We start from the raw sequence: 22,127 nt of genomic DNA, 5'->3' as shown, positions 1-22,127 counted from the left end.
GAGCGCACATGCAAAAGAACGGACCGCTCGCGCTCATCTTCAACGCGCTCGTCATCACCTTCATGCTGGCGCCGCTGGTGATCGTGTGCATCGTCGCCTTCACGCCCGAGGAAACGCTCACGCTGCCCACCAGCCACTTCTCGCTGCGCTGGTTTGATCAGGTGGTACATCACCCGGATTTCGTGCAGTCGTTCTGGAACAGCCTGTGGCTGGGGTTGGCAGCGGCCACGCTGTCTACCGCGCTGGCGGTGCCGGCGGCCATGGCCATCGTCCGCTATCGGGCGCCGGGCTTGCAGTATCTGCAGGGCGTGTTTCTGTCGCCGCTGATCATTCCGCACCTCGTGCTGGGCGTGGCGCTGTTGCGCATGTTCTCGCTGGTGGGTGGGCAAGGCAGCTTCGGCTGGCTGATCTTCGCGCACGCGTTGATCGTCACGCCGTACACGATGCGGCTCGTGATGGCGGCGCTCGTCGGCTTTGACCATTCGGTGGAGCACGCGGCCTACTCGCTGGGCGCCAGCAGCTTCACGGTGTTCCGCCGCATGACGCTGCCGATGATCCTGCCGGGTATCACGGGCGGGTGGCTGCTGGCCTTCATCAACAGCTTTGATGAGCTGACCATGTCCATCTTCGTCGTGTCGCCTGCCACCGTCACGCTGCCGGTGCGCATGTACATGTACGCCACCGAATCGCTCGACCCAATGATGGCCGCCGTCTCGGCGCTGATCGTCTTCCTCACGCTGGCGCTGATGCTGCTGCTGGACAAGGTCTATGGCCTGGACCGCATTCTGATCGGCAAGCATTGAGACAGAGACCACGATGATTGCTCCTGCAAAGCCCTCTGCTCTCGCGCAACTCCAGCGCCTCAAAGAGCGGAACCGCCCCACGGTGGCGTTCGTACTCGATGGCCAGCCCGCTGAAGCCCTGGCAGGCGATACCGTGCTGACGGCAGTGCTTACGCACACGCGCCAATTGCGCATCAACGAATTCAGCCAGCAGCCGCGCGCCGGCTTCTGCATGATGGGCGCCTGTCAGGACTGCTGGGTGCGCCTGGCGGATGGCCAATCACTGCGCGCCTGCCAGACCATGATCGAGCCCGGCATGCATATCTGCACGCAGCCGGCTGGCACCGAAGGAGCCGCGTGATGGTGACAACTACGGTGCAGGCTGCTTCCACACTGCAGCGTCAGGCGCAGCAGGATCTGCCGCCCGTCATCATCGGTGCCGGGCCCGCAGGCGTGCGCGCGGCCGAGACCTTGCTGGCGCACGGCCTCAAGCCGATCGTGCTGGACGAAGCCCCGCGTGCCGGCGGCCAGATCTACCGACGCCAACCCGATGGCTTTGGCCGCACCGCCGCCGAGCTGTACGGCACCGAGGCCGAACGCGCGCAAGCTGTGCATGCCACCTTCGACCGTATCCGGCCGCAGCTCGACTACCACCCGCAGACCCTGGTGTGGAACGCGCAGCCCGATCTGCTCGATCTGCTGCACGTGCCCACGCGCGAGATCAGCAGCCTGCCCTGGCGCGATGTGATCGTCGCCACCGGCGCCACCGACCGCGTGCTGCCCATCCCAGGCTGGACGCTGCCAGGCGTCTACACACTGGGCGGCGCGCAGGTCGCGCTCAAATACCAAGGGTGTGCGATTGGCGATGCCGTTGTGTTTGCCGGCACCGGCCCCCTGCTCTATCTGGTGGCCAGCCAATACGCTAAGGCGGGCGCGAAGGTGGTGGCGGTACTCGACACCGCACCGGCATCCGCGCGCTACAAGGCTGCACCGGCCATGCTGGGCCAGCCTGCCGTGATGGCCAAAGGCATGGCGCTGGTCGCCCAGCTCAAGCTGCACGGTGTGCCGGTGCACCACGGCGTGCGACTGTTGCGTGCTGAAGGCGCTGAGGACAATTCGGCAGTGGAACAACTCGTGTGGCAAGACAGCGCGGGCCGTGAACAGCGCACCGCCTGCTCTGCCGTCGGCATGGGTTACGCGCTGCGGCCCGAAACACAACTCGCCGATCTGCTTGGCTGCGCGTTCGAGTTCTCCACCCTGCACCGCTGCCACGTGCCGCGCATCGATGCCCTGCGGCGCAGCTCCGTCGCAGGCGTGTATCTGGCGGGCGATGGCGCGGGCATCATGGGCGCGGATGCAGCCGAGCTCTCGGGCGAACTGGCAGCGCTAGCCCTGTTGCAGGATCGTCAGATCCCCATCGACGCCAATCGCCTGCCGCAATTGCATCAACGGCTGCAGAAGGTCGAACGATTCCGCCACGCGTTGGAGATCGCCTTCCCGTTCCCCGACGACTGGGCCGCGCACGCCAGCGACGATCTGGTGGTGTGCCGCTGCGAGAACGTCACCGTCGGCACGCTGCGCCAGACGGCAACCGAATGCAATGCGCGTGAACTGAACCGCCTCAAGGCGCTGTGCAGGGTCGGCATGGGCCGTTGCCAGGGCCGCATGTGCGGCGCGGCGGCAGCGGAGATTCTTGCGCACGTGCAGTCCGTTCCACTGGAACAGGTGGGCCGTCTGCGCGCGCAAGCGCCGATCAAACCGCTGCCGCTGGATGTGACCGAGGCGACCGAGACAACCGAACAGGAGAACCACCTTGCGTGAGCAACTCGCATGCGACGTGGCCATCATCGGCGGCGGCATCATGGGCAGCGCCACGGCACTGTTCCTGCGGAGGCGCGGGTTGACCGTCACACTGCTCGAGCGTGACCTGTGCGGCTCGCGCTCCAGCGGCGTCAACTTTGGCGGCGTGCGGCGCCAGGGGCGCTTCATCGAGCAGTTGCCACTGGCCCAGCGTTCGCACCAGATCTGGGGCCGCCTGACCGAGCTGATCGGCACCGAGGCCGAGTACGAGCGCAGTGGGCACTTCAAGATCGCCCGGAGCGTAGCCGACATGGAATCGCTGGCCAGTTACGCCGAGCGCAGCCAGGGCTACGGCCTTGGCTTGCAGCTCATTGAGGGCCGGGCTGCGCTGCAGAAGTATTTTCCGATGGGCGGCGACCAGGTCGTCGGCGGCTCGCTGTGTCCGGAAGATGGGCAAGCCAATCCGCGCCTGCTGTCCCCCGCGTTTGCCCGTGCCGCGCAGGCTGCCGGCGCCGATGTGCGCGAACACGCGCCGGTGCAATCGGTCGAGCACGATGGCGCGCGCTTCGTCATCCATGCACGCCAGCATGACCGGGACCTGCAGATCAAGGCACCCGCCGTGGTCAACTGCGCCGGTGCGTGGGCCGCGCAGTTTGCGGCGCAATGGGGCGAGCCGGTGCCCATGTTCACCATCCCGCCCACCATGGGCGTGACCGAGCCGCTGCCCTTCTTCCTGCCCTGGAGTCTGGGCGTGGAAGGCGGCGGCATCTACTGCCGGCAGGTGCGGCGCGGCAACGTGGTGTTCGGCGGCGGGCGTGGCTACGTGCTGGACGATCAGCGCGCACGCTCGTCGCACGTGGCCATCCTGCGCCAGTTGCCGCAACTGGCCGCCCTGCTGCCGCAACTCAAGGGTGCCCACATCATCCGCACCTGGAGCGGTACGGAAGGCAACCTTCCCGACGACCAACCCGTGATTGGCGCCAGCGCCCGCCGCCCAGGCCTGTTCCATGCCTTCGGCTTTGCCGGTGCCGGCTTCCAGCTCGGGCCGGGCGTGGGCGACGTCATGGCCGAATTGATCGCCGAAGGCTGCACCAGCACGCCCATCGAACCCTTTTCCATCCACCGCTTTCTGCAACCCGCTGCTTGATGCACTCGATGCACTGATGCCCCAGGAGACCACCATGCTTGTGAAACCCGCACACACGTCATTCACGTCCTTCATTGCAGCGGCGGCCGGTGCCGCGCTGCTTGCCGCTGGCACCGCCCACGCCGAAACCAAGACGCTGTACATCGGCATGAACGGCGGCAACATGGAGCGCACCTACACGCAGTTCGTGTTCCCGCCGTTCGAGAAGGCCAACAACGTCAAGGTCGTGGTCGTGCCCGGCACCTCGACCGACATCCTCGCCAAAGCCCAGGCCACCAAGGGCAAAGCGCAGATGCACGTGATGACGCTGGACGACGGTGTCATGTTCCGCGCCATCGGCATGGGCTTGTGCGAAAAGCTCAAGCCCTCGGCCAACCTGTCGGCTGTGCCTGCCATTGCCCACCTGAAGGGCGATTACGCAGTGGGCCTGTCGATGGGGCTGACTGGCTTGGCCTACAGCACCAAGATCTTTGCCGACAAGGGCTGGGCACCGCCCACCTCGTGGGGGGATCTGGCCGACCCGAAGTACAAGGGCAAGGTGGTCGTGCAATCCATGCCGGCTTCGTCGTTCGGGCTCGACGCCTTCCTGATGTTCAACCGCCTCAAGGGCGGCACCGAGAAGAATGTCGACCCGGCATTCAAGGCGTGGCCGACCACCATCGGCCCGAACGTGGTTGAGTACATCCCCAACTCGTCGAAGGTGGTGGAGATGATGCAGGCGGGCGATGCGGCGCTGTTCCCCTACACGCTCACGCAGGTGGAGCTGATGAAATCCAAGGGCATCCCGATGGAATTCGTTGCGCCCAAGGAAGGTGCGGTCGTGCTGCTGACCGCACAGTGCGTGCTGGCCAACAACCCGGATGCCGAACTTGCGCAAAAGCTCTCGGACTACCTGATCAGCCCCGAAGCACAGGCGCTCGCCATGGAAAACGGCTCCTACAACCCGGTCAACCCCAAGGCCCCGCTCAAGGGCAAAGCGGCTGAAGACCAGGCGCGCATGAACAACATCCTCAAGACGGCCGTTGCCCTGGACTGGGACGTGATCAACGCCGAGCGCCCGGAATGGAGCAAGCGCTGGAACCGCGTTGTCGAGCGCTAAGCACCTCGGCAACCGAACGGCTTTTTCGATTGAACATGAGAGAACGGTAAGGATTCGCGATGTCAGATTCCCGAACACGATTGCAAGCGGTACTGAACGCCCTGGGCCTGGATTTGCAGGCCTACGAGGGTGCGGACTGGACAAGCCGAGCCCCGCGCGATGGCGCCGTCTTGGCGACCGTGAAATCGCATACCGCCAGTCAGGCGGAGGCCGCTATCCAGAGCGCACATCAGGCGTATCTGACGTGGCGCACCGTGCCCGCGCCGGTGCGCGGCGAACTGGTGCGCCGCCTGGGCGAAGTACTGCGCACGCACAAGGCTGCCCTGGGCGAACTGGTGTCGCTGGAGGCCGGCAAGATCACCTCCGAAGGCCTGGGCGAAGTCCAGGAGATGATCGACATCTGCGACTTTGCCGTGGGCCTGTCGCGGCAATTGCATGGCCTGACCATCGCCAGCGAGCGGCCCGGCCATCGCATGATGGAAACCTGGCATCCGATGGGGGTGGTAGGGATCATCTCGGCGTTCAACTTTCCGGTGGCGGTGTGGTCGTGGAACGCGGCGCTGGCGCTGGTGTGCGGCAACGCCATCGTCTGGAAGCCGTCGGAAAAGACACCGCTGACCGCGATTGCCTGCCAGCACCTGATGCAGCAAGTGGTCGATGCGTTCAATGCGGAGAAGCCGGGCGCCATCCCTGCGGGGCTGAGCCAACTGCTGATCGGCGGGCGCGACGTCGGCGAGGCACTGGTGGCCAGCCACCTGGTGCCGGTGGTCAGCGCTACGGGTTCCACGCGCATGGGCCGTCAGGTCGGTGTGAAGGTGGCGGAACGTTTCGGCCGTTCGATTCTGGAACTGGGCGGCAACAACGCAATGATCGTCACGCCCTCGGCCGACCTGGAACTGGCGGCCCGCGCGATCACGTTCGCGGCCGTGGGTACAGCGGGCCAGCGCTGCACGTCATTGCGTCGCCTGATCGTGCACCGCTCGGTGGCGGACACGCTTCTGGCCCGTCTGGAAAAGATCTACCAAAGCATTGCGATTGGCGACCCGCTAGCCGATGGCACGCTGGTCGGGCCACTGATCGACGGGGCTGCATTCGATGCCATGCAACAGGCGCTGGCGCAGGCACGCGCTGAAGGCGGCACCGTACTGGGCGGCGAGCGCCTGCGTGAAGACCTGGGCGCAGATGCCTGGTACGTGCGCCCAGCGCTGGTCAAGATGCCCAAGCCGACGAAGGTGATGGAAAGCGAAACCTTCGCGCCCATCCTCTATGTCGTGGTGTACGACGGTGATACCGAAGAGGCCATTGCCATCCAGAACAACGTGCCGCAAGGCCTGTCGTCGGCCATCTTCACCGGCAGCCTGGGCGATGCCGAGCGCTTCATGTCGTCCGCGGGCAGCGACTGCGGTATCGCCAACGTCAACATCGGCACGTCGGGCGCCGAGATCGGCGGCGCATTCGGTGGCGAGAAGGAAACGGGCGGCGGCCGAGAGTCCGGCTCCGACGCGTGGAAGGGTTACATGCGCCGTGCCACCAACACCATCAACTACAGCGGCGCACTGCCGCTGGCACAGGGTGTTCGGTTTGACGTGTGATGTTCGATGATGGGCGGCGGCGTGGAATGCGCCGCCGCCCGGATGCTCAACGTGCGGTGCCACCCACCTCGGTGATCGCGCTATAGACCAGCGTGCGCAACTGCCGGCGCACCGGGTAGGCGGACGACGGCAGGACCTGCGTCAGGAACAGGCCGATCAGGTCCTCCTGCGGGTCGACCCAGAAGAAGGTGCCGGCCGCGCCGCCCCAGAAGAAGTCACCGGAACTGCCGGGAATCAACGTGGCCGATGGCGCGACCGTCGTGGCGAAGCCCAGCCCGAATCCGACGCCGTCATAGGCGGCCTCACTGAACATCGAGCGCGGCGACATGGTCGATATGCTGGCCCCACCCGGCAGGTGGTTGGCGGTCATCAGCGCCAATGTCTTCGGCCCCAGCAGGCGCACTCCATCCAGCTCGCCGCCTTGCAGCAGCATGCGCGCAAAGCGCAAGTAGTCAGCGGCGGTGGACACCAGACCGCCACCGCCCGAAACAAAGCTGGGCGGCTTCAGGTAAGGGCTGGTGCGCGGGTCGTCCTGCAGGGCCGGTCGGTCTGACACCACCGTCGAGCCGAGCGCCCCGACGGCATAGCAGGCGCAGAAGCGCGATGCCTTCTCTTCCGGCACATGGAAGGCGGTGTCGACCATGCCCAGCGGGTCGAATATGCGATCTTTCAGAAAGGTCTCGAACGGCACCCCGCTGATCTTGCCAACGAGATAGCCCAGCACGTCGGTGGAGACGGAGTAGTTCCACGCCTCGCCCGGCGAGAACTCCAGCGGCACGCCGGCCAGCTTCTCGATCATGTCATCGAGCGTGCCGTTGGTCGCGATGTCGCCCAGCTTCAACCGGCGATACGCCGCATCGACATTGGTGTTCTGATGAAAGCCATAGGTCAGGCCGGAGGTGTGACGCAGCAGATCGACCACCAGCATCGGGCGTGTGACAGGCCGTGTCTGGAAGCTCTCCATGAGGCCTCCGGCATACACGCCCAGATTCGCCCATGCCGGGATGTACTTGCTGACCGGATCATCCAGTGCGACCTTGCATTGCTCGACCAGCATCATGAGCGCCACCGACGTGACGGGCTTGGTCATCGAATAGATGCGGAAGATCGAATCCTGGGTCAGCGGCACCTGCCGCTCGCGGTCAGCCATGCCCAGCACGGAGTTCAAGGCCAACTCGCCACGTCGCCACACCTGGACCAGGGCGCCGGGCAGTTTGCCGGTCGCAACGTAGGCGTCATCGATAAAGCGTTCGAGCCGTTCGAGCCGTTCGCTGGACATCCCCAGCGTTTGCCTGCCTTGCTTATCCATGCCTTCTCCTTGTATTCAGGCCCACACCAGCGGTGCAGGCTTGCGAGACTCCATCCGGTCTATGCGGGATTTCCAGCCACGTCTGCCGGCCAAGTTGACACTGTACAACCCCGGCCTGCCACCCGTGGCCGGGCCGTCCTGTGCTTCAATGCGGTTCGACCGCAACGCCACCCCAACATGAAGCGCTTCGACGATCTGTATCTCTTCACACGCGTGGTGGAAGCCGGTGGCTTTTCTGCCGCCGAGCGCGCCACGGGCATTCCCAAATCGCGCCTGAGCCGCCGCATTGCCGAACTGGAAACGCAGCTCGGCACGCGCCTGCTGCAGCGCTCAAGCCATCGCGTGTCGGTCACGCCGGTGGGCGAGGCGGTGTACCGGCATGCGCGCGACATGGCCGATGCGTCAGCCGCCATCGAAGCGCTGGCGGGTGCCGCACGCAGCGAGCCTGCTGGGGTATTGCGCGTGGGCACCTCACCGCTGCTGGCTGAAACGTTGCTCGCGGGCTGGCTGGCCGAGTTTGCCGATACCCACCCGAAGCTGCGCATTGAGCTGGACCTCTCGAACACCTATGTCGATCTGATTGAGCAGCGCATTGATGTCGCGATTCGCGCGGCGACCGGTCCGTTGCCTTCGCGCGATGTGGTGGCGCGGCATCTGGCGGTTTCACCGCGTGTGCTGGTCGCTAGCCCGGCGTTGATTGCCCGGTTGGGCGAGCCCGACACGCCCGCCGATCTTGAAGACCAGCCATGCCTCGGTCAGGGCACGCTCACGCGCAGCCGCGATTGGGTTCTGCATGACGCGCGCGGGCATCGGCTGGTGTTGCCTATCCGCCCGCGCTTTGCTGCAGACAACATCATCGCCCTGCGTGAAGCGGCCATCGCCGGGCTCGGTCTGGCCATCCTGCCGCTGCACTGCTGCCACGCCGCGCTTGGCAGCGGCCGGCTGCGCACGGTGCTGCCGGGCTGGACAGCCGAGCCGGCAGACCTGCACGCGCTCTATCCGTCGCGCGCCGGCGTGTCGCCCTCGGTCAAGGCGCTGGTGGCGTTCCTGCGCGAGCGCTTCGCCGCCGAAGCCACCATGCAACCGCTCGCCTGAGGCCGCCGCTCACTTCACCACGCGGTCGAGGAAGTCCAGCATGCGTGCACCGATTTCCTCGTGGTGCGTCTCCAGCGCAAAGTGACCGCTGTCGACAAAGTGCACCTCCGCATCCGGCAAGTCGCGCTTGAAGGCCTCCGCACCAGGCGGAATGAAGATGGTGTCATTGCGCCCCCACACTGCCAGCAGCGGCGGACGGTGCGTGCGGAAGTACGCATGCAGCGCCGGATACAGCGCCACGTTGCTCGCGTAGTCCAGGAAGAGGTCCATCTGGATGTCGAGCTGGCCCGCGCGGCTCAGGAAATATTGGTCCAGCAGGTAACCATCCGGCGCCACGCGTGTCGGGTCAGGCACGCCGTTCAGGTACTGCCATTGCGTCATCTCATCGGACACCAGCGCGTGCAGCTCCCGGCGATGCGCTTCGTCCGGATTGGCCCAGTAAGCCTTGATCGGCGCCCACGGGCCCTCCCCCAAGCCTTCTTCGTAACCATTGCCGTTCTGCGTGACGATGGCCGTGATCCGCTCCGGATGCGCCATCGCCAGACGCCAGCCGACCGGCGCACCGTAGTCGAACACGTAGATCGCGTAGCGCGACAGGCCGACCGCCTGCGTGAAGCCGTCCACCACGTGCGCAAGGTTATCGAAGGTGTAGCGGAAGCCCTCCGGTACTTGCGTCAACCCAAAGCCGGGCAGGTCCGGCGCCACTACGTGATAGCGCCCTGCCAGTTGCGGAATCAGGTCTCGGAACATGTGCGAAGCACTTGGGAAGCCGTGCAATAGCAACACGGTGGGCGCATCGGCCGGGCCGGCCTCGCGATAGAACACGCGGGCACCCTCGACCTCTACCGCGCGATGACGAACAGCGATCGGGGCATAGGCATCCGCAACGAGATGGGCTGGCTGGACTGGGGCGTTCATGACAGGGCTCCTGGTGAGATTTCGGGGAACGGCACCGGAGCTCATAGTAACCATTGAAAATACGTTTTTCAAGTTACATGAAATTTTCCCATCGTTCACATCCCGATCTGTGATGCAAAACAAAACGGGCACGCCGTGTGGCGTGCCCGCGTGGGGATGGATGCCTCAGAAAAACTCAGGTGAGCCGCTCAAGCGCCTGCGCGGCAATGCGGCGCGTGATGACTTCGGCGGAGTCTTCCGTGGCCAGTTGGGCGCCCTGGCCCGACCACAGGTTGATGAAATCCCCCGAGCCTGTCGGCTCGGTCTTGGCGCGCAGCGGTGCTAGCGAACCACCGGCCGTCGGGAAGGCCGGCGCAAATGCGCTCATCGGGCCGATCTCACGCATCAGCCGGTTGACGATGCCACGCGCCGGGCGGCCGGTGAACAGGTTGGTGAGCGCGGTATCCGCATCGGTCGCTCGCTTGAGCGCGGCACGATGGATGGCAGACGTCTTCGCCTCCGGCGAGAGCATGTAGGCCGTGCCGATTTGCACTGCCGATGCGCCCAAGGCGAGTGCCGCCACCACGCCTCGTGCATCGCCAATGCCGCCAGCCGCAATCACGGGCACACGTACCGCATCGGCCACCTGCGGCACCAGTGCAAACGTACCGACCTGCGATTCGATGGACGTGGTGAGGAACATGCCACGGTGCCCGCCTGCCTCGTTGCCCATGGCGATGATAGCGTCCACGCCGCGTGCCTCCAGCCAGCACGCCTCTTCCACGGTGGTGGCGGCAGCGATGACCTTCGCACCGGTGGCTTTCACACGCGCCTGCAGTTCTGGCGCCGGCAGGCCGAAGTGGAAGCTCACCACCTCAGGCTTGATCGCTTCCACCAGTGCGCAGGTGGCCTCGTCAAACGGTGCGCGGTTGACGGCCGGCGCCTGCGTGTTCAGGTCAATACCAAGCTCCGCGTAGTACGGCGCCAGGTGCGCACGCCACTTGGCTTCACGCTCCGGGTCGGGTTGCGGCGGCGTGTGGCAGAAGAAGTTCAGATTGATCGGGCCGCGCACGGCCGCGCGAAACTGCTCGACCTGCTGGCGTACCTGGTCTGCGCTCAGCATCGCGCAGGGGATTGAACCCAGGCCGCCCCCGCGCGCCACGGCAATCGCCAGCTCAGCACCACCCACGCCTGCCATCGGCCCCAGCACGATCGGCACCTCAATGTTGAACAGTTCCAGCACGCGGGCATCAGGCCATGCGCTCATGATCATCTCCGGCAAGGGTCTTGGATGGAGACATGGTAATGCGGCCGCCTTTGCGCCGAATTCCGACGGCGGCAACGCCCCCTTCAACGTAACTAGAATAATCCATCCATCCGGTTACAATTCAAGCGTTGATCCTAAAGGTTCCTTATGTCCTCGCCCGCCGCCGCATCGCCTGACGCACCCATGCTGATCGCCGACCACCCGGTGCTCGACATGCTCAACACCACCGCCAACGTTGACGGCCAGTCGCACGACTTCTGGCAAACCGATGAGGATGTCTCTGACTGGCTTGTCCGCGCCGGCTGGTTGGCGCAGCCGCTGGCTGGCAGCTACCCGCCCGGCGTGCTGCTGGCGGTGGCGCGGCATCTGCGCGAGGTGATCCGCACACTGGTGGAAGCACGCAAGGCCGGCCGCCCTGCCAGCGCGGATGCGCTCAACGTCTTCCTGCGGCAAGCCCCCAGCCACCCCGTATTGGTATGGGATGGCGACACCCCGCGGGTAGACCGCCTGCGCCCGACCGATTCCGTCGAGCAGCGCCTCGCGCCACTGGCCGAAGCTGCTGCACACCTGCTGGCGGAAGGCGATTTCCAACTCGTACGCGTGTGCGAACACCCGGAATGCACGCTGTGGTTCTACGACCGCACCAAGTCGCACAAGCGACGCTGGTGCAGCATGGCCGTCTGCGGCAACCGACACAAGGTGGCGGAGTACCGCAAGCGCCAGCAAGGCTGATTGCCCACCTCGGCCCTCGGTCGTTCCAATGCTGGAACGCCGCGTCGCTGCCAAGCCGGCTGCGCGCCAGCCGGCCAGTTCGTAACCTGTTCTCCCGAAACATCGCCCCTTTCAGGAGAACACCATGTCGCAAACCCACTCCCCCTCAGCCCTGCGTCTGACCGGCCGGACGGCCATCGTCACCGGCGGCTCACGCGGTATCGGCGCTGCCGTCGCGCGTCGGCTCGCCGCAGATGGCGCACGCGTGGCCGTGGTCTATCGCAGCAACAGCAACGAGGCCAATGCAGTGGTCGAGTCCATCCGCAAGGCTGGCGCAGAAGCCATTGCCCTGCAGGCAGACGTAGCCGACGCTGCCTCCGTCAACACGATGGTCACCACGGTGCGCGAAACCTTTGGTGCCATCGACATCCTCGTCAACAACGCGGGCATCCTGGAAGGCCAACCGGTGGGCGCGATCGATCAGGCGTCGTTCGACGCGCAGTTCCGCACCAATGCCCTCTCGGTCATCCTCGCGACCCAAGCGGTGCTGCCGCACATACCGGCGCGCGGCGGACATATCGTGAATGTGTCGTCGAGCCTGGTGTATCGGCCGCGAGCCGGCCTGGCGGTGTATGCCGCAAGCAAGGCAGCCGTCGACGGGCTCACGCATGCCTTTGCCATCGAACTGGGGCCGCGCAACATCACCGTCAACGCGGTAGCACCGGCGCTCACGCGCACCGACATGACTGCGCCGATTCCCGATGCGGTGAAAGACCGCATGCGCGAATCGACCCCGCTGGGCCGCCTGGCGGAGCCGGAGGACATTGCTGACGCAATCGCCTTCCTGGCCTCGGACGACGCGCGCTGGATCACCGGCCGCACGCTCATGACCGACGGCGGCTTCATCTAAGCAACGCACTGAAACGGCCATACCACGAGCACATGCGCCCAGACGGTTTGGCCGTACCCTGCCCTATGCGGCGCCTTGAATTTTTGTGAGCGGTCGGAAAAAAGAAGCAGGCTGTCTGAGCGCAGCGAGTTTGCCTCCTTCTCCGCCCGGTCACGGAAATTCAAGGAGTCTGTCGCCGCATCGGGCGCGCCTTTCTTTGCTTACTTTCTTTGGCAAGACAAAGAAAGTGAGTCGGTCCCGGCAGGGGACGAAACCGAGGCGCACCACCACCGCCAGTAAGCTCCAATCCGCGCCCACAAAACGCAGGCGCGGCACCCGCATTTACTCAGCCAGTTGCTTGACAAGGCGATAGAGGAACTCGCGCCCGTCATACAGCCGCGCGATCTCGATGCGCTCATCCAGACCGTGCGTGCGCAGGTCAGCCGGCTCGGTGAACAAACCCGACACGCCGTACATGGGGATGCCAGCATTGCGCATGAAACGGCTGTCGGTAGCGCCCGTGCTCATGGCCGGGATGACAGGCACGTTCCACATCTGCTGCGTAAGCGTGTCAACAGTCTTCACCAGGTCGCCGTTGAGCGGCGAGGCTGGGCTCGCGAGCGGCTTGTTGATGTAGCGCACCGCAATCTTGTCGTTGCCGATCACCTGCTTCAACTGGCGATCGATGTCGGCCGGGTCGTCATGCGGCAGGATGCGGCAATTGACGGTCGCCTTGGCCGATTGCGGCAACGCGTTCTCGGCATGGCCCGCGTTGACCATGGTGGCGACGCACGTGGTGCGCAACTGCGCGTTGTAGAACGGGCTTGCCGACAGGCGATCAATCGCCGCCTGATCCGGCTTGCCGGTGCCGACAGAACGCATGTCGTCTGCCAGTTGGCCCGAGGCCAGCGGCGCGCTGCGCGCGAAGTAGGTCTGCGTCACGTCTGCCAGCTTGACGGGAAACTGATACGCGCCCAGCCGATCCAGCGCTGCCGACAGCGCGTACACCGGGTTCGTCTTGGTCGGCACCGAGCTGTGGCCACCCACATCGCGCACTTCCAGTTCATAGGTGGTGTACATCTTCTCGGCCACTTGAATGCGATGGAGCACCGGCTTGCCGCCGCGCAGCTCACCACCGCCACCTTCGTTGATGCCGAATTCGGCCTTCACCAGTTCGGGCTTGTTGTTGACGATCCAGTACGCGCCGTTGCTCGGCACATCACCGCGCTCTTCATCCGTGGTCAGCGCGAGGATGATGTCGCGCGAGGGCTTGAAGCCTTCCTGCTTGAGCTGCCCCAGCACCGAGACAAACGCCGAGGCCATCGCCTTGTCGTCAATGGCGCCACGCGCGGTGAAGTAGCCGTCGGTCTCCTGCAGCTTGAACGGGTCGGTCTTCCAGTCGTCGCGCTTGGCTTCCACCACGTCGATATGGGCCAACAGCAGAACCGGCTGTTTCGCTCCCGTACCCTTGTAGCGCAGCACCAGGTTGCCCTTCTTCGGGAAGGGCTCGATCACCTGCATGTCGGAAGCGGCAAAGCCGGCATCGGCCAGGCGCTTCTCCATCGCACGGGCAGCCTGGGTGGTGTCACCCGCCGAATGCGTCGTGTTGATCTCGACCAGCTCTTTGTAGATGTCGTGATAGCGCTGCTGCTCGGGCGTGAGCGCGGCGGGCGCCGGCTTGCTGGCTGGGATGGTCTGGGCGATCGCCCCGGCGCTGCATGCCAATACGGCAGCAGACACGAGGGCGCGGACAGAAACACGACGACACTGGAAACGCATGACACCTCCGAATAATCGTTATGAGTGCACCGCATAAAACAAAGCGGGGTCGACCCGAAGGCCGACCCCGCAGTGTAGCCCTGCGGCAGCCACTTCGCTGCCGGGGGCAATCCTTGAATGCCGGTGCGTTACATCGCTACGCGGAACACCGCCACAGCACGGCGCAACTCGTCCGCCTGCTCTTCCAGTGCCTGGGCGGCAGCGGCAGCCTGCTCAACCAGCGCGGCGTTCTGCTGGGTCACGTCGTCCATCTGCGTCACGGCTTCGTTGATCTGCTCGATGCCGCTGCTCTGCTCGGCCGAGCCCGCGCTGATCTCGCCCATGATGTCGGTCACGCGCTTCACGGCCACGACGATCTCTTCCATCGTCTTGCCCGCACGTGTCACCAGGTTCGAACCCGATTCCACACGATTGGCGGAGTCTTCGATCAACGATTTGATTTCCTTGGCGGCACCGGCGCTGCGCTGTGCCAGCGTACGCACTTCACCCGCCACCACCGCAAAGCCACGGCCTTGTTCACCCGCACGTGCAGCTTCCACTGCCGCATTCAGCGCGAGGATGTTGGTCTGGAACGCGATGCCTTCGATCACGGCGATGATGTCGGTGATCTTGCGCGACGACTCACTGATCTCGCCCATGGTCGTCACCACGTCTTGCACCACCGCACCACCCTGCACGGCGATCTCGGAGGCGTTCACCGCCAGCGTGCTGGCCTGACGTGCGTTGTCGGCGTTCTGCTTCACGATGCTGGTCAACTCTTCCATGCTGGAAGCGGTCTCTTCCAGCGAGCTGGCCTGCTCTTCCGTACGCTGCGACAGGTTGGTGTTACCCGCAGCAATCTGCTGCGTGGCCGAGGCGATCGACTCGCTGCCACGGCGCACCGTCACCACGGTTTCCTTCAGCTTGGCCTGCATCTGCTGCAGGCCTTCCATCAGCAGGCCCATCTCGTCACGCGAGTGGATGCGGATGTCGGTCGTGAGGTTGCCGCCCGAGATTTCATGGAAGTGCACCAGCATGTCTTCCAGCGGCCGCGAGATGGCACGCGAGAGCACGAAGTAGCAACCGGCCGCCAACGCCAGGCCCACGGCAATGACGATCACGAACGTCCAGACCAGTCCGTTGAAGAACGATTGCGATGCCGCGTAGGCGGCGCCCGACACTTCCTCCTGGATCGCGTTCAGGCGGTCCGACTGCTCGGCATAGGCGCGAAACTGCGTCGGGATCTTTTCCAGCGCCAGTACGCGGGCAGCATCCTTGTCCCCACGCTGCAGCGCTTCAACGGCCCCGCCGATACTCTCCTTGATGATCAGGGTGCGCTGCTTGCCGGCCTCACCGGCAATGCGCTCCTCTTCCGCCGTCGAGAACGGCAGGGCCAGATAGTCCTTCCACGCTTTCTCGCTGTTCTTGATCTGCGCTGCGATACGCTCCAGTGAATCCGCGCTCTTGGTGGAGTCCGTGTCGAAGATCGCGCGGTCCAACGCGGTGCGTGCCTGCGCAAGCTTCGACTCAGCCTGCCCCAGCGCCCGTGTAGACGGCAAGTTGTTGGAGAAGGTTTCCTTGAGCGCTGCGTTGGAGCGCAGATTACCGACCAGCCCCAGCGCACCGACGCCCGCCAGGAATACAGCCAGAACAAACAGCACCAGCGCCAGCCGGGCCTTGATGGAGAGCGTCTTCATATCTGTCGCGCGAAGTTTTTGGGGAACATGAAGTGATTCCTCTATGGGAATCGAATTCAACAAAACTAACGACAGATCCTCACCGATCTTTAACTACATCGTGAGGGCTTCCCCGAAGAACAAGGCCCAGTGCGACTCTTAGCTCACCCCAACATGCGCACCATCAGCGCGTTGGCGAGCGGCACACCACGCACGGTCACGGTCTGGCGTGCTATCACTGCAAACCCATTGCGGGCGAAGAAGGGCTCGGCGCTCAGGCTGACATGGGAGTGCATGCGCGACAGCCCGCGCTGTGTGGCCAGCCCCAGAATGTGATCCATCAGTTGCTGCCCAATGCCCTGTCGCGCATGTGCGGCCGATACAAAGAAGTGGTCGATGTAGCCATCCGCCTGCAGGTCGGTGTAGCCCGCAGGCTGTCCGCCAATCTCGGCCACAAAGGGCTGGTTGCGGCGAATGTGGTCGGCCCATGCCACGACGTCGTAATCGGTCGGTGCCCAGGCTTCAAGTTGCTCACGGCGGTAACGGGCGGCAGCGAGGCCATGCACGGCGGAGTAGAAAACCGCGCGCAGAAGCGGCTCGTCGCCTGGGTGGAAAGCGCGGATGCGCGCGGGATGACGCGGTAGCAGTACGTTCATGGTCATTGGCCAGCGTGCGGCAAATCCATTGACGCTAACACGTCCTTGATGTGCTGCGCCGCCTGCTGAGCACTCTGCACCGCCGGCACGGGGGGTTGCTGATCGGTCGACAGATTGCGTACGTGGTCGTCAATGGTGATGCCGGTGCCTAGCGGCGCCAGCATCGCGGCCGATTCGTGCATGGCCCACTGGAAATCGTTGAGCGGCGCATTGCGCGCGGCCTGCAGGCCGGCAGGGTTGGCCACCATGGTACGGGCGACGACCGGGTCCCGGTTGTCATCGGGTGCGGTCAACTCTAGCACCTGGGCGAGGTCCGGCGCGCTCGCGTCGCGGGCAGTCAGTGGTGTCTGCACGCCGTAGCGGTTGCGCAGCGTCTTGATGATGGCGGTGTGATCGTATGGCTGCGCCGCCGTCGAGCGAAAGATCGTTCCCTTGGGAATCCACGGTGACACCACCACCGCCGGCACACGCACGCCCAACCGGTCAAACGCGAAGAGCTGCCCCGGTTGCGGCGGGCTGGGCGGCACGGCAGATGGCGGCGGCACGTGGTCATAGCAGCCGCCGTGTTCGTCAAAGGTGACGATGAGCATCGTCTGGTGCCACTGCGGCGAGGTGCGCAGCGCGTTGTACACCTGTGCGACCAGCGCATCGCCGTAACCGACATCGTGCGGCGGATGCATGTCGTTGGGCCAGTCGAGATCGGCAAAGTAGCGCGGCTCGATAAAGCTGTACGAGGGCAGCTTGCCGTTGGAGGCGTCGTCCAGAAAATCGTCGAACAGGTGGAAGTGGTCCAGATGCATCCATAGCCGCGTGAGCGTGAGCGACTGCGCAAAGTCGTGGTAGTAGACACGCCAGTCATCCGGCACCACACCATCCAGCGCGTTGAACAGCGTCGGCATCAAGTACGGAAAATGCACGGGCGAGTTGTTCGGATAGCCGTGCGCCGTACCGGTGTGCACGAAGAAGCGGTTGGGCCACGTCTGACACGGTGCGGAGGCAAACCACGCGTCGCTCACGGCGTAGTTGCGTGCCAGCGTGCTGAGCGCCGGCACCTGGTCCGACGTGAAGAAATGCATGATGTCTTGCGGGTCACCGCCGTTCTTGGCGTAGTTGGTGGTGAAACCCTGCATGGTGGGCGTCTGGCCCAGCGGCGTCTGCGCGCCAAAGAGCTGCTGGTTGATATCGGTAAAAAGCTCGCCCGGGTCGGGGCTGGGCAGCGTCATCACGTTGGGCGGTGCAGGGGTCGTCCACACGCGGATGGGGTTGCCACTGCCGTCGGGGTTGGTCTCGGTGCCGGAGAGCCCATCGAACTCGGCGCTCTTGGGGTAGAGCGTGCCGAACAGGTTGTCGAATGAGCGGTTTTCCAGCATCAGCACGACCACGTGCTGGATGACGTCCAAGCCTGCCATGATGGCCCCCTCGTCTCGTTGTGCGGCGGCCGCATCCATGGCGGCCTGCGGCTCACTATAGGAAGAAACGAAGGGGACTGACGCCGCAACAAGGCCTAGCGGTGTACCGCCGGCAGCACCTGCCACGCCATCAGCGCGCACCCTGCCGTCACCAACCACACCACCGGCCACGACGACCACGCCAGCACGTGCGGCAGGCACAGCGAGGTCAGCCCCAGCGCAGAAAAGGCGCCCGTATTGCCCAGCCCCAACGCCGTACCTGCCCGCTGCACACCTGCCAGCGTTGCCATCTCGGTAAAGCCCACGCCATGCCACGCCGATACGCAGATGCCCGCCACCACAATGGCCGCCACCAGCGCCGCACGCATGATCGACAAGTCGATCGGCAGCGCAGTCGTCATCCACGCCACGCCGGCCAACACAACGAACAGCGCCGCGCTCAATCGGGCGCAGATCAGCAGGTAAGCACGGCGATTGCCGTGGCGATCGGTCCAACGGCCGCTCCACACGCGCATGACCGCCGCGCCGCCCTGCACTGCGGCCATGGTCAGGCTGAGCGTCAGCACATTGGCGTGCGCAAAGTCCCGCAGGAACACGGTCGCAAAGGCAACCACCGCCCCTTGCGGCACACACAGCAGGCAGATGGCCAGCGCCATGCGCCACAGCATTGGGTCTCGCAGCGGGCCAGGGCCTGCTGTGGCTTCAGTCTTGGCGACGGTGGCGGCAATGTCCGGCGCGTCGTGCACCCAAAGCCAGGTCAGCACCGCCGTCAACGCACAGGCCGCAGCCAGCACGCCGTACACCACGGCAAACCCGGCGTGCGCGGCCAGGCTCGGCAGCACCAGCGCGCCAATGCCACCGCCCAGCGGCACGGCAGTCTGGCGGATGCTCATGGCCAGGCCGCGCTCGCCCTCACGAAACCAACCCATGACCGCGCGGCCGCTGGAGCCATTCACGCTGCCGCCCAGCAGGCCCACGCTCAACATGCCGGCCGCCAGCCACGTCAGCGGCGGCGCACTGCCATGCATGGGCGCCACGAAACACGCCATCACCAGCAACGCCAGCGCCGTCGCCCCAAGGCCCGCCAGCAGCACGGCGCGGTCGCCCCAGCGGTCGGTCAGCAAGCCCCACGGCAACTCGCTGATGGCAATGCCCAGCCCCAGCAGCCCCAGCGCGATGCCAAGTTCGGCATTGCCCAGGTGATACGCCGAGCGGATGAACACCGCCGTGGTCGGGATGCCCGAAAACGCAGCAGAAAAGCTGGCATTGGCGGCCACGCCCACCCCCAGCACCTTCCAGCGGTGGTGGTGTGAAACGTGGGCGGGAGCAGCCGGTGAAAGCGCGGCGGTCGTCATGATTGCCTCTCCAGGATTGCATTTGACAGGCGCAGTCTGGCGGAGGAAGATCAGGCCTAAATGACGTTATTCCCTCATTTCAAGACATCATGCGCAGAATCGGCTTTCTGGTGTTTCCGGGCTGCAGCCTGCTGGATTTCACGGGCCCGCTGACGGCCTTTGACGTGGCCAACCGTCTGGCGCCACAACCGGCCTATCGCATTGACGTGCTGTCCGAAGACGGCGCGCAGGTGCAGAGCGCGCCCGGCCTGGTCATGCAGACACAGAAGCTGGACGACCCGGCCTTCGACACGCTTGTCATCTCGGGCGGCAACGGCCCGCGTGCGGACACGTTTTCCACAGCGCTGATCGCGTTCGTGCAGGAAGCTGCGCAGCATTCACGGCGTATGACGAGCGTGTGCTCCGGCGCGTTTGCGCTGGCCGCCGCCGGGCTGCTGGACGGCCGCCGCGCCACCACGCACTGGCGCATGGCCGCGCAGTTGCAGCGGCGCTATCCGCACATCCAGGTGCAGAGCGACCACATCTTCATCCACGACGGGCCAGTGTGGACGTCGGCCGGCATCTCGTCGGGCATCGATCTGGCGCTGGCACTTATTGAAGAAGACCTGGGCGTTGAAGTCTCCCGCGCAGTGGCGCGTGAGCTGGTGGTGTATCACCGGCGGCCGGGCGGGCAATCACAGTTCTCGGCGCTGCTGGAGCTGGACCCGGCATCGAGCCGCATTGCGCGTGCGTTGAGCTATGCGCGCGAGCATCTGCACGAGACGCTCGACGTCGACCGCCTGGCCGAAGTGGCACACCTGAGCCGACGGCAGTTCGATCGTGCCTTCGCGGCCGAGACCGGCCAGACACCCGCCAAAGCCGTCGAAAAGCTGCGCGCAGAAGCCGCCCGCCCGCGCGTGGAATCCGGCGACGAATCGTTGGAACAGGTGGCCCGCGCCGTCGGCTTTGCGGATCCGGAGCGCATGCGACGTGCGTTCATCCGTGTGTTCGGGCAGCCGCCGCAATCCGTGCGGCGGGGTGGACGATCAGGGCGGTCGCGGCTGGCGGCCTAAGACTTGCTGATCCCAGCAAACCCGCTACCCTAGCGCGCTCGGCATCAACGCTTTTTGCCTCACCCCATGTCCACCGACACCACCCTGCCCCTGCTTTACAGCTACCGCCGCTGCCCGTATGCCATGCGCGCACGCCTGGCGATGCTGCAGGCCAACCGGCGCTTCCAGACCTTTGAAATCGTGATGCGCGACAAGCCTGCCGCGCTGCTCGCGCTGTCGCCCAAGGGCACGGTGCCGGTGTTGCATCTGCCCGATGGCAGCGTGCTGGAAGAGAGCCTGGACATCATGCGCTGGGCACTCGAATCGCCCGACCCCGAAGGCTGGTGGAGCCGCGCCCAGACCGACGACAACCAGCGCCTGCTGCGCACCAACGACGGCGACTTCAAACGCCTGCTCGACCGCTACAAGTACCCCGACCGCTATCCAGAAGATGGGCAATCGCGCGAAGCAGTGCGCGCGCAGGCAGTGGCCGCGCTGCTAACCCCACTGGAAACAAGGTTACAGGCACAGCGGTATCTTGGCGGCGCAACACCGTGCGCGACGGATCTGGCGATCTTTCCCTTCGTGCGGCAATTTGCGGCGGTGGAGCCGGATTGGTTTGCCGCACAACCGTTGCCCGCGCTGCAAGCCTGGCTGGCGGGCTGGTTGGGCAGCCGCCTGTTCGAGGTCTGCATGACCAAACAGCCGGTGCAGGCCGCTGCGGTGTTTCCCGAATTTCAGCCCGTCACCTGAACCACATACGCGGAGGCATGCATGAGCGCGAACACGAACACGAGCAACATGCAGGATGTGGCACCGGACAGTACCGCAGCACGCGTCGCCCTGTGGCGCGCCTTGCATGTTGAAGTCGACGCGCCGCCGCACGTGCTGGAAGACGGCGTTGGCCTGAAGCTGCTGGCACCTGAGCCCGGCTGGCAGCAGCGCGGCGACATGAACCCCCAGTTCACACGCCCTTTCCGCGCCTCCATTGTGGCGCGTGCACGCTTTATCGAAGACCTGGTCATCGAGCAGGCTGCGCGGGGGCTGAGCCAGTACGTCATCCTCGGCGCGGGCCTCGACAGCTTTGCGCAACGCCGGCCCGACGTTGCATCGCAGCTCAAGGTGTTTGAGGTGGACCAGCCCAACCCGCAGGCATGGAAGCGCCAGCGCCTGATCGAGCTTGGCTTTGGCGTGCCCGATTGGCTGCGCTTTGTACCGGTCGATTTCGAGGCGGGCGGGTCCTGGCAGGCAGGGCTTGCAGCGGCGGGGTTTGATGCAAGCCAGCCGGCCATCGTGGTGTCCACCGGCGTGAGCATGTATCTCACCAAAGAGGCGAACGCGGCCACGCTGCGCGAGGTGGCGGCGCTGGCGCCGGGGTCGATTCTGGCGATGACCTTCCTGCTCCCGCTGGACATGGCAGACCCCGACGTGCGCCCCGGGCTGGAGATGGCCGAGAAAGGCGCACGCGCCAGCGGCACGCCCTTCATCAGCTTCTTCACGCCGCCGCAGATCCTGGCGTTGGCCCGTGAAGCCGGTTTCAGCAAGGCGCAGCACATCTCGGCAGCCGAGCTGACCACGCGCTACTTTGCCAACCGAACCGACGGCTTTCGCCCGCCGAACAACGCAGAAGAACTGCTGGTCGCAACGGCCTAGC

Annotated in this window: 20 protein-coding genes; 12 read left to right on the top strand and 8 right to left on the bottom strand. The window is 65.2% G+C overall.

Features of this window, described 5'->3' with window-relative positions:
* The first annotated feature begins 8 nt into the window (after positions 1-8).
* From ACS13N_RS22690 to amaB, 6 genes are read left to right on the top strand one after another with little or no spacing between them, the layout of a single operon-like run.
* The gene (locus ACS13N_RS22690; RefSeq protein ID WP_438933849.1) at positions 9-803 is read left to right on the top strand and encodes an ABC transporter permease; all 795 of its coding nucleotides are present in this window, start codon (positions 9-11) and stop codon (positions 801-803) included.
* A 13-nt stretch (positions 804-816) separates the two neighbouring features.
* Complete coding sequence (locus tag ACS13N_RS22685; protein WP_438933848.1) at positions 817-1,143, top strand: (2Fe-2S)-binding protein; 327 nt, start codon at positions 817-819, stop codon at positions 1,141-1,143.
* Positions 1,143-2,603 (top strand): NAD(P)/FAD-dependent oxidoreductase, encoded by a 1,461-nt coding sequence (locus ACS13N_RS22680; protein ID WP_438933847.1) that lies wholly within the window; start codon positions 1,143-1,145, stop codon positions 2,601-2,603. The genes ACS13N_RS22685 and ACS13N_RS22680 overlap by 1 nt, the downstream gene beginning before the upstream one ends.
* Positions 2,596-3,729: an NAD(P)/FAD-dependent oxidoreductase gene (locus tag ACS13N_RS22675; RefSeq protein WP_438933846.1), complete on the top strand. Its 1,134-nt coding sequence runs from the start codon at positions 2,596-2,598 to the stop codon at positions 3,727-3,729. The genes ACS13N_RS22680 and ACS13N_RS22675 overlap by 8 nt, the downstream gene beginning before the upstream one ends.
* 34 nt (positions 3,730-3,763) lie before the next feature.
* Positions 3,764-4,828 (top strand): ABC transporter substrate-binding protein, encoded by a 1,065-nt coding sequence (locus tag ACS13N_RS22670; protein ID WP_438933845.1) that lies wholly within the window; start codon positions 3,764-3,766, stop codon positions 4,826-4,828.
* 59 nt (positions 4,829-4,887) lie between these two features.
* Positions 4,888-6,420 carry an L-piperidine-6-carboxylate dehydrogenase gene (gene amaB, locus ACS13N_RS22665; protein ID WP_438933844.1) on the top strand — a complete coding sequence of 511 codons (1,533 nt, stop codon included), beginning with the start codon at positions 4,888-4,890 and terminating at the stop codon, positions 6,418-6,420.
* A 46-nt stretch (positions 6,421-6,466) separates the two neighbouring features.
* Here the strand turns inward: amaB and ACS13N_RS22660 are convergent, their stop codons facing one another.
* Entirely contained in the window at positions 6,467-7,729 is a 1,263-nt protein-coding gene (locus ACS13N_RS22660; RefSeq protein ID WP_438933843.1) for a serine hydrolase domain-containing protein, read from the bottom strand.
* A gap of 177 nt (positions 7,730-7,906) precedes the next feature.
* Here ACS13N_RS22660 and ACS13N_RS22655 point away from each other — a divergent pair, with 177 nt between their 5' ends.
* Entirely contained in the window at positions 7,907-8,824 is a 918-nt protein-coding gene (locus ACS13N_RS22655) for a LysR family transcriptional regulator (protein WP_438933842.1), read from the top strand.
* A 9-nt stretch (positions 8,825-8,833) separates the two neighbouring features.
* On the opposite strand, the gene ACS13N_RS22650 is transcribed toward ACS13N_RS22655, so the two are convergent.
* Both ACS13N_RS22650 and ACS13N_RS22645 read right to left on the bottom strand, forming a co-directional pair.
* A complete protein-coding gene (locus ACS13N_RS22650) occupies positions 8,834-9,742 on the bottom strand; it encodes an alpha/beta fold hydrolase (protein WP_438933841.1) in 909 nt (302 codons plus the stop codon).
* A 175-nt stretch (positions 9,743-9,917) separates the two neighbouring features.
* Positions 9,918-10,988, bottom strand: a complete 1,071-nt coding sequence (locus ACS13N_RS22645) for an NAD(P)H-dependent flavin oxidoreductase (protein ID WP_438933840.1) — start codon at positions 10,986-10,988, stop codon at positions 9,918-9,920.
* Between the two features lie 147 nt (positions 10,989-11,135).
* Here ACS13N_RS22645 and ACS13N_RS22640 point away from each other — a divergent pair, with 147 nt between their 5' ends.
* Together ACS13N_RS22640 and ACS13N_RS22635 are read left to right on the top strand one after the other, a co-directional pair.
* Positions 11,136-11,720 (top strand): CGNR zinc finger domain-containing protein, encoded by a 585-nt coding sequence (locus ACS13N_RS22640; protein WP_438933839.1) that lies wholly within the window; start codon positions 11,136-11,138, stop codon positions 11,718-11,720.
* Positions 11,721-11,844: 124 nt separating this feature from the next.
* On the top strand, positions 11,845-12,609 hold the full coding sequence (locus ACS13N_RS22635) for an SDR family NAD(P)-dependent oxidoreductase (protein WP_438933838.1): 765 nt from the start codon (positions 11,845-11,847) through the stop codon (positions 12,607-12,609).
* 321 nt (positions 12,610-12,930) lie between these two features.
* On the opposite strand, the gene ACS13N_RS22630 is transcribed toward ACS13N_RS22635, so the two are convergent.
* The 5 genes from ACS13N_RS22630 to ACS13N_RS22610 form a co-directional block, all read right to left on the bottom strand.
* On the bottom strand, positions 12,931-14,367 hold the full coding sequence (locus ACS13N_RS22630; RefSeq protein WP_438933837.1) for a M20/M25/M40 family metallo-hydrolase: 1,437 nt from the start codon (positions 14,365-14,367) through the stop codon (positions 12,931-12,933).
* Between the two features lie 128 nt (positions 14,368-14,495).
* Positions 14,496-16,043, bottom strand: a complete 1,548-nt coding sequence (locus ACS13N_RS22625) for a methyl-accepting chemotaxis protein (protein ID WP_438933836.1) — start codon at positions 16,041-16,043, stop codon at positions 14,496-14,498.
* 143 nt (positions 16,044-16,186) lie between these two features.
* Entirely contained in the window at positions 16,187-16,678 is a 492-nt protein-coding gene (locus ACS13N_RS22620) for a GNAT family N-acetyltransferase (RefSeq protein WP_438933835.1), read from the bottom strand.
* A gap of 2 nt (positions 16,679-16,680) precedes the next feature.
* Positions 16,681-18,087, bottom strand: a complete 1,407-nt coding sequence (locus ACS13N_RS22615; protein WP_438933834.1) for an alkaline phosphatase family protein — start codon at positions 18,085-18,087, stop codon at positions 16,681-16,683.
* A gap of 95 nt (positions 18,088-18,182) precedes the next feature.
* On the bottom strand, positions 18,183-19,442 hold the full coding sequence (locus ACS13N_RS22610; protein WP_438933833.1) for an MFS transporter: 1,260 nt from the start codon (positions 19,440-19,442) through the stop codon (positions 18,183-18,185).
* Positions 19,443-19,531: 89 nt separating this feature from the next.
* Between ACS13N_RS22610 and ACS13N_RS22605 the strand changes: the two genes are divergently transcribed.
* The 3 genes from ACS13N_RS22605 to ACS13N_RS22595 all read left to right on the top strand — a co-directional run bounded on the left by ACS13N_RS22605 (position 19,532) and on the right by ACS13N_RS22595 (position 22,126).
* The gene (locus ACS13N_RS22605; protein ID WP_438933832.1) at positions 19,532-20,494 is read left to right on the top strand and encodes a GlxA family transcriptional regulator; all 963 of its coding nucleotides are present in this window, start codon (positions 19,532-19,534) and stop codon (positions 20,492-20,494) included.
* Between the two features lie 66 nt (positions 20,495-20,560).
* Positions 20,561-21,226 carry a glutathione S-transferase gene (locus ACS13N_RS22600; RefSeq protein ID WP_438933831.1) on the top strand — a complete coding sequence of 222 codons (666 nt, stop codon included), beginning with the start codon at positions 20,561-20,563 and terminating at the stop codon, positions 21,224-21,226.
* Between the two features lie 21 nt (positions 21,227-21,247).
* On the top strand, positions 21,248-22,126 hold the full coding sequence (locus tag ACS13N_RS22595) for a class I SAM-dependent methyltransferase (RefSeq protein ID WP_438933830.1): 879 nt from the start codon (positions 21,248-21,250) through the stop codon (positions 22,124-22,126).
* Position 22,127: the final 1 nt, after the last annotated feature.

It is taken from the genome of Ralstonia sp. 24A2, assembly GCF_051783885.1.
In the GTDB taxonomy this organism is placed as follows: domain Bacteria; phylum Pseudomonadota; class Gammaproteobacteria; order Burkholderiales; family Burkholderiaceae; genus Ralstonia.
This window is presented reverse-complemented; position numbering and strand designations above follow the sequence as displayed.

Excerpts from the sequence above, each read along its gene's own strand:
- ACS13N_RS22690 (WP_438933849.1), top strand. The coding sequence starts at position 9 with ATGCAAAAGAACGGACCGCTCGCGCTCATCTTCAACGCGCTCGTCATC.
- ACS13N_RS22685 (WP_438933848.1), top strand. The coding sequence starts at position 817 with ATGATTGCTCCTGCAAAGCCCTCTGCTCTCGCGCAACTCCAGCGCCTC.
- ACS13N_RS22680 (WP_438933847.1), top strand. The coding sequence starts at position 1,143 with ATGGTGACAACTACGGTGCAGGCTGCTTCCACACTGCAGCGTCAGGCG.
- ACS13N_RS22670 (WP_438933845.1), top strand. The coding sequence starts at position 3,764 with ATGCTTGTGAAACCCGCACACACGTCATTCACGTCCTTCATTGCAGCG.
- amaB (WP_438933844.1), top strand. The coding sequence starts at position 4,888 with ATGTCAGATTCCCGAACACGATTGCAAGCGGTACTGAACGCCCTGGGC.
- ACS13N_RS22660 (WP_438933843.1), bottom strand. The coding sequence starts at position 7,729 with ATGGATAAGCAAGGCAGGCAAACGCTGGGGATGTCCAGCGAACGGCTC.
- ACS13N_RS22655 (WP_438933842.1), top strand. The coding sequence starts at position 7,907 with ATGAAGCGCTTCGACGATCTGTATCTCTTCACACGCGTGGTGGAAGCC.
- ACS13N_RS22650 (WP_438933841.1), bottom strand. The coding sequence starts at position 9,742 with ATGAACGCCCCAGTCCAGCCAGCCCATCTCGTTGCGGATGCCTATGCC.
- ACS13N_RS22645 (WP_438933840.1), bottom strand. The coding sequence starts at position 10,988 with ATGAGCGCATGGCCTGATGCCCGCGTGCTGGAACTGTTCAACATTGAG.
- ACS13N_RS22640 (WP_438933839.1), top strand. The coding sequence starts at position 11,136 with ATGTCCTCGCCCGCCGCCGCATCGCCTGACGCACCCATGCTGATCGCC.
- ACS13N_RS22635 (WP_438933838.1), top strand. The coding sequence starts at position 11,845 with ATGTCGCAAACCCACTCCCCCTCAGCCCTGCGTCTGACCGGCCGGACG.
- ACS13N_RS22630 (WP_438933837.1), bottom strand. The coding sequence starts at position 14,367 with ATGCGTTTCCAGTGTCGTCGTGTTTCTGTCCGCGCCCTCGTGTCTGCT.
- ACS13N_RS22625 (WP_438933836.1), bottom strand. The coding sequence starts at position 16,043 with ATGAAGACGCTCTCCATCAAGGCCCGGCTGGCGCTGGTGCTGTTTGTT.
- ACS13N_RS22620 (WP_438933835.1), bottom strand. The coding sequence starts at position 16,678 with ATGAACGTACTGCTACCGCGTCATCCCGCGCGCATCCGCGCTTTCCAC.
- ACS13N_RS22615 (WP_438933834.1), bottom strand. The coding sequence starts at position 18,087 with ATGGCAGGCTTGGACGTCATCCAGCACGTGGTCGTGCTGATGCTGGAA.
- ACS13N_RS22610 (WP_438933833.1), bottom strand. The coding sequence starts at position 19,442 with ATGACGACCGCCGCGCTTTCACCGGCTGCTCCCGCCCACGTTTCACAC.
- ACS13N_RS22605 (WP_438933832.1), top strand. The coding sequence starts at position 19,532 with ATGCGCAGAATCGGCTTTCTGGTGTTTCCGGGCTGCAGCCTGCTGGAT.
- ACS13N_RS22600 (WP_438933831.1), top strand. The coding sequence starts at position 20,561 with ATGTCCACCGACACCACCCTGCCCCTGCTTTACAGCTACCGCCGCTGC.
- ACS13N_RS22595 (WP_438933830.1), top strand. The coding sequence starts at position 21,248 with ATGAGCGCGAACACGAACACGAGCAACATGCAGGATGTGGCACCGGAC.